Source organism: Nocardiopsis oceani, from assembly GCF_054777395.1.
On the sequence record NZ_BAAHAR010000112.1, the window covers coordinates 1 to 1,917 of the forward strand.

At 64.2% G+C, this 1,917-nt stretch carries 1 protein-coding gene; it reads left to right on the plus strand.

Features of this window, described 5'->3' with window-relative positions; genetic code table 11:
- The first annotated feature begins 509 nt into the window (after nucleotides 1–509).
- A complete protein-coding gene (ltrA, locus tag ACYVDG_RS32595; RefSeq protein ID WP_460764117.1) occupies nucleotides 510–1,841 on the plus strand; it encodes a group II intron reverse transcriptase/maturase in 1,332 nt (443 codons plus the stop codon).
- Nucleotides 1,842–1,917 lie beyond the last annotated feature (76 nt).

The following is a 1,917-nucleotide window of genomic DNA, read 5'->3' on the forward strand; positions in this document are numbered from 1 at the left end:
TCTTGGTGTGCCCAGCATGGGCAGTTGCTTGGAGGTGGAAGTCCTCTAGAGGAAGCGGCAGTGCTAACTCTGAGCCGGAGGCAACGGCGTCACCGTGAGGTGGGGTCGAGAGGAAGCCCGAGGCGAAACCCTGCACTGAGGAACACGAACCGCATACAAGGCAGTCCGGTCGGGGTGAGTCAGCCAAGGATGACGAAGCCCGTCACTGCCAAGACGGCCGGGGTGTAGATGCGGCAGGCGTAGGGGGAAGTAGCTGTTCTTACCTGGGGAGGTCTGTCCGGGTGTCGGTTGTGCTGTTGTTGTCGCCGCGCCGACGGTTGCGACCGAAAGGAAGCGGCTGACCGGGCAGAAGTCAGCAGAGGTCGTAGTACCAGCCGGGATCAGATGGTGGGGTGGGAAGGGCCGAACGTGAGGTGGGACCAAGAATCCGGCACTGCTCGTGCGGGTCACGCAGATCGCAGCCACCCCGCCGAGCGCGGGCCTGGAATGGGAGGGGACGGTGCAGTCCGTTGAGTACCACTGCAGAGCGTAGTGACCGGTCGGCGCTTGTGGGGGAGGAGGTCCACCGTGAACAGGATGACCTCTGGCAGCGGATGCTGTCGAGCCAGAACCTGTTGGCGGCGCTCAAGCGTGTGGAGGCCAACAAGGGCGCACCGGGTGTGGACGGGGTCAGGACCGGAGAACTCCGGGCTTGGCTGCGTGAGCACTGGGTAAGCGTTCGGGAAAGCCTTGACGCGGGGAGCTACCGGCCCTCGCCGGTCCGCCGGGTTGCGATCCCCAAGCCCGGGGGTGGCGAGCGGATGCTGGGGGTTCCCACGGTGTTGGATCGTTTCTTTCAGCAGGCCATTGCCCAAGTCCTCATCCCGATCTTCGATCCGGAGTTTTCCGGGTCTTCGTTTGGGTTTCGCCCTGGCCGGTCCGCTCACCAGGCGGTGCGGGTCGCACGCAGGGCGATTGAGGACGGCCACCGTTGGGTCGTCGACATCGACTTGGACCGGTTCTTCGACCGGGTCAACCACGATGTGTTGATGGCCCGGGTGGCGCGCAAGGTTAGTGACCGCAAGGTGTTGCGGCTGATCCGGGTTTATCTGGACGCTGGGATCATGGTGGACGGGGTCAAACAGCCGAGTGCGGAGGGGACCCCGCAGGGGTCGCCGCTCTCGCCGGTGTTGTCCAACATCATGCTCGATGGTCTGGATCGGGAGTTGTGGCGGCGCGGTCACCGGTTCGTGCGCTATGCCGATGACATCCGTGTCTTCGTGCGTAGTAAACGGGCTGCTTACAGGGTGCTGGACTCGATCACGGTGGTGGTCGAGTCGGATCTGAAGCTCAGGGTGAATCGGGAGAAGTCGAAGGTGGTTCCGGCATCTGTCGCGACGTTGCTGGGGTTTGGTTTCTACTTCACCCGGTCCGGGGTGCGGATCCGGGTCGATCCGAAGGTGCTCAAGCGTTGGAAGGACAAGGTCCGGGGGCTGACCTCGCGCCGGTGGTCGGTGGCGATGGAGTATCGCATCGGCCGGTTGAACCGGTTCGTTCTGGGGTGGATGGGCTACTTCCGGCTCGCGGACACCCCTAGGGTGTTCTCTGGTCTGGATGAGTGGTTCCGTCGCAGGATGCGGCAGATCCGCTGGAAGGAATGGAAGCGGCCTAAGGGACGTCGCCGCATGCTGGGTTCGCTGGGTGTCCCGGACCGTTCGGCTCGGGAGTGGGCGAGTAGCGGTAAGGGGTACTGGCGGATCGGTGGGTCGGTCGTCCTCCAGCGGGCATTGCCCAATGCCTACTGGGAGGATCTTGGTCTGCGGATGTTGAAGCCGTCCTGGCAGCGGTTGAGATCAGCTTGACGAACCGCCGGATGCGTGGTTCGCATGTCCGGTGGTGTGGGAGGCGGGTCGGGCGACCCGACCCGCCTACCCGATT